This is a genomic window from Streptomyces sp. NPDC059002 (assembly GCF_042740435.1).
Classification (GTDB): domain Bacteria; phylum Actinomycetota; class Actinomycetes; order Streptomycetales; family Streptomycetaceae; genus Streptomyces.
Window position 1 is genome coordinate 109,848 of record NZ_JBHYJI010000003.1, and the last position, 3,244, is coordinate 113,091.

At 72.4% G+C, this 3,244-nt stretch carries 5 protein-coding genes; 1 reads left to right on the plus strand and 4 read right to left on the minus strand.

Features of this window, described 5'->3' with window-relative positions; genetic code table 11:
* Positions 1–116 precede the first annotated feature (116 nt).
* Complete coding sequence (locus tag ACFWZ2_RS04200) at positions 117–269, minus strand: hypothetical protein (protein WP_098244621.1); 153 nt, start codon at positions 267–269, stop codon at positions 117–119.
* A 182-nt stretch (positions 270–451) separates the two neighbouring features.
* On the opposite strand from ACFWZ2_RS04200, the gene ACFWZ2_RS04205 reads away from it, so the two are divergent.
* Positions 452–1,390, plus strand: a complete 939-nt coding sequence (locus ACFWZ2_RS04205; protein WP_384541516.1) for an NYN domain-containing protein — start codon at positions 452–454, stop codon at positions 1,388–1,390.
* Positions 1,391–1,415: 25 nt separating this feature from the next.
* Here ACFWZ2_RS04205 and ACFWZ2_RS04210 read toward each other — a convergent pair whose 3' ends face one another.
* The 3 genes from ACFWZ2_RS04210 to ACFWZ2_RS04220 form a co-directional block, all read right to left on the minus strand.
* Positions 1,416–2,297, minus strand: a complete 882-nt coding sequence (locus ACFWZ2_RS04210) for an alpha/beta fold hydrolase (RefSeq protein WP_384541519.1) — start codon at positions 2,295–2,297, stop codon at positions 1,416–1,418.
* Between the two features lie 54 nt (positions 2,298–2,351).
* Complete coding sequence (locus tag ACFWZ2_RS04215) at positions 2,352–2,873, minus strand: DUF4232 domain-containing protein (protein ID WP_384541521.1); 522 nt, start codon at positions 2,871–2,873, stop codon at positions 2,352–2,354.
* A gap of 148 nt (positions 2,874–3,021) precedes the next feature.
* Positions 3,022–3,244 (minus strand): hypothetical protein (locus ACFWZ2_RS04220; protein WP_384541524.1); only part of this gene is annotated, 223 nt, incomplete at its 5' end.

Genomic DNA, 3,244 nt, shown 5'->3' on the forward strand with positions numbered 1-3,244 from the left:
ATGAAATTAATGGGTCTCCCGCGTGTTAGTTGGGGCGGTCGAGCCCGCGATTTTATGCGTCGCCCCCGGACCACCTGTGGTGCCGGGGCCCTTCGACGTCTGCGTACGCGTAAGCGTTACGAGGCCGAGGATTCGGCCGGTCGGATGTAGATGCGCTGGCCGATCGCTGCGGCCTGCTGCACGATCCGGTTGACGGAGGCGGCGTCCACGACGGTGCTGTCCACGGCGGAACCGTCGACGTCGTCGAGTCGCATGATTTCGAAGCGCATAGGGCTTCTCCCTTCGTCTGGTCATCCTCCTGAAGGAGAACTGCTCGGTGTTTCTGATGGGTCCAACGAGTTGCCGCCAGCAAACATTCCCTACGCTAAGGAAATTTTTCGAGAACCTAATTACCTGCGAGTAGCGGGACCGGTTGTGTTCGCTGTGTGACCGGCGGGAGACTGGGACCCATATGAACGACGCCGACCACAGCGCAGTCGACCCGGGCGCGGACGACATCAGCGCAGCCGACATCAGCGCTCAGCTGGAGCGTGCCAACGGCCTCCTGGAGCGGATGCTCGCCGAGGTGGCCAAGACGCCGTCCACGCACGCGATCTTCGTGGACGCCGGGTATCTGTACGCGGCCGCGGGACGGCTCGCCGCGGGCACCGAGGACCGGCGGGCCTTCGACCTCGACGCCGAGGGGCTCATCGAGGCGCTCATCGACAAGGCCCGCACGATCTTCGCGGACAGCCGGCTGCTGCGCGTCTACTGGTACGACGGCGCGCGGCGCCGCATCCACACGACCGAGCAGCAGTCGATCGCGGAGCTGCCCGACGTCAAGGTCAGGCTCGGCAATCTGAACGCCAACAACCAGCAGAAGGGCGTCGACTCGCTGATCAGGACCGACCTGGAGTCCCTTGCCAGGCACCGGGCCATCAGCGACGCCGCGCTGATCGGCGGCGACGAGGACCTGGTCTCGGCGGTCGAGGCCGCGCAGGGGTACGGCGCACGGGTCCACCTCTGGGGCATCGAGGCACCCGACGGGCGCAATCAGGCGGAGCCGCTGCTGTGGGAGGTCGACAGCCAGCGCACGTTCGACCTCGACTTCTTCAAGCCGTACGTGACGCGCCGCGCGACCACGACGTACGAAGCAGGGCCCGCGGCGCACCGGCCGTCCCGTGACGACGTCCGCTTCGTCGGCGCGCAGATCGCCGCGAAGTGGCTCGCGGCGCGGGGGCGCGAGGCGCTGGTGGGGCTGCTGCCCGGGCATCCGTATCTGCCCGGGTCCGTGGACCAGGAGCTGCTCGTGGAGGCGGAGCGCCTTCTGCAGTACTCGCTGCGCGGGCAGTCGGATCTGCGCAGGGCGCTGCGGGACGGGTTCTGGGACCACCTGCAGACGCAGTACTGACCCGCGCGACCCGCCCCGGCCTCCGTCAGACCTGGTCCCAGAAGGCGATCAGGGCCGCCGCCGTCTCCGTAGGGCGGTCCGTGTTGGGGGAGTGCTCGGCCCCCGCGATCACCGAACGGCGGGCCCGCAGGCGGCGCGCCATGTCGTCGAGGAGCGGCACGGGCCAGGTGTCGTCGCGCTCGCCCGAGAGCACGTGCTTGGGCAGCGGCGTCGCGGCGAGCTCGTCGACCCTGTCCGGTTCGGTGGAGAGCTGCCGACCTGTCGCGATGAGCTGGGCCGGGTTGTGCCGCAGCCAGCGGGCGCGCAGGGCCTCGCTGTCGTCCGCGCCGGTGTCCGCGTCCTCCGGGGGCGGCGGCTCCATGGCCTGCATCGCCTGCCACACCTCGTCCATCGAGAGCACCGCGAGGGCGTCGGCCAGCATCTTGGCGCGGGCCTGCTGGGTGGGGGCGATCTCGGCGGGGCCCGAGGACATCAGGGTCAGCGACGAGAAGGCGTCGGGGGCGAGGAGCACGGCGGCGCGCGCGACCTGGCCGCCCAGGGAGTGACCGAGCAGGGCGGGGGGCCTGGCCCTCGCGTCGGTCCCCGCATCGGTGAGCGCCCGCGCCTGGGCGAGGACGTCGCGGGCCAACTCGTCCTGCGCGTACGCCGATTCGTCGTCGGGACCCTCGGTCTCGTACTGCCCGCGGCCGTCCACGGTGACGGCGCGGTAGCCCGCGGCGGCGATGGGTTCGAGGAGGGCGACGAAGTCCTCCTTGCTGCCGGTGAAGCCGGGGAGCATGAGGACGGTGCCCACGACCGGGACGCCGTGCGGCGGGACCGCGTCGAGCACCGCGAAGTCACCGCGGTCGGTCCGGAGGGTGCGCGCGGTGGCACACGCGGGCGGGACGAAGGTGGGAGGCCTGCTCATGGGCCGAGGCTAACCCGTCGGCTCGGCGCGTCGGGCGCCCCGGCCCCGGGCGTCTCAGGAAGGCAGCGCGGCGTCGGCCTCGGCGCGGGTCGGCTTCCACCACGTCGTCACCGGCTCCCATACGCGGACGCCGTCGGGCAGGCCGAGGGCGTCCGCGGTGATGCGGCTGCCCCGGTGCGAGGGGTCGCCCGCGACGGTCACATGGTCCACGACGCGGGCCTGCGGGCTGCCGGGATCGTCGACGGTGCGCACGGCCGCGTACGCCGTCCGGCCTTCGCCGATCCGGTACGGGGCGTTCTCCGTCGCGGGGAACGGCTGGGCGGCGCCGTCCAGATCACCGAAGGTGACGGTCGGGATGCGGTCGACGACACAGGCGGGGCCGCGGTTGGTGACGCTGATGCGGAGGACGCCGGGTGCCTCCGACGCGGACGCCGCCACGTGCAGGGACGCCTCCTTGCAGACGGCCGCGCGGCCCGCGGATCCGGCGGGGTGCGCCCCGGCGGCGGGGGCGAAGGTCAGCAGGGTGGCGCCGAGGCCGGCCGCGGCCGTGGCCGCGAGGAGGGAGCGAGCGTGCATGGAGTTCTTCCCCTGTTCCGCTTGTTCCGGATGACCCGGATGGTCCGCTGTCGTCCTGGATGACCGGCGAAGGGGCCCGGTGGTTGTACGACGCGCGAAGGCCCGCCCCCGAACGGGGGCGGGCCTTCGACGAGCGCGTGACCTGGCGTCAGCTCTCCGGGGTCTCCACGGGCTCCGCCTTCTTCCGCGTGCGGCGACGCGGCGTCGTGGCGGGGGCCTCGGCCTCGGCGGCTTCCACCGGGGCGGCGGCGGCCTTGCGGGTCCTGCGCCTCGGCTTCGGCTCCTCCGCGGACTGCGCGGGGATCTCGGCCTCGGCGGCCTTGGCCGCGGCGGTCTTGCGGGGCTTGCGCTTCGGCTTCTCGGCCGGGGCT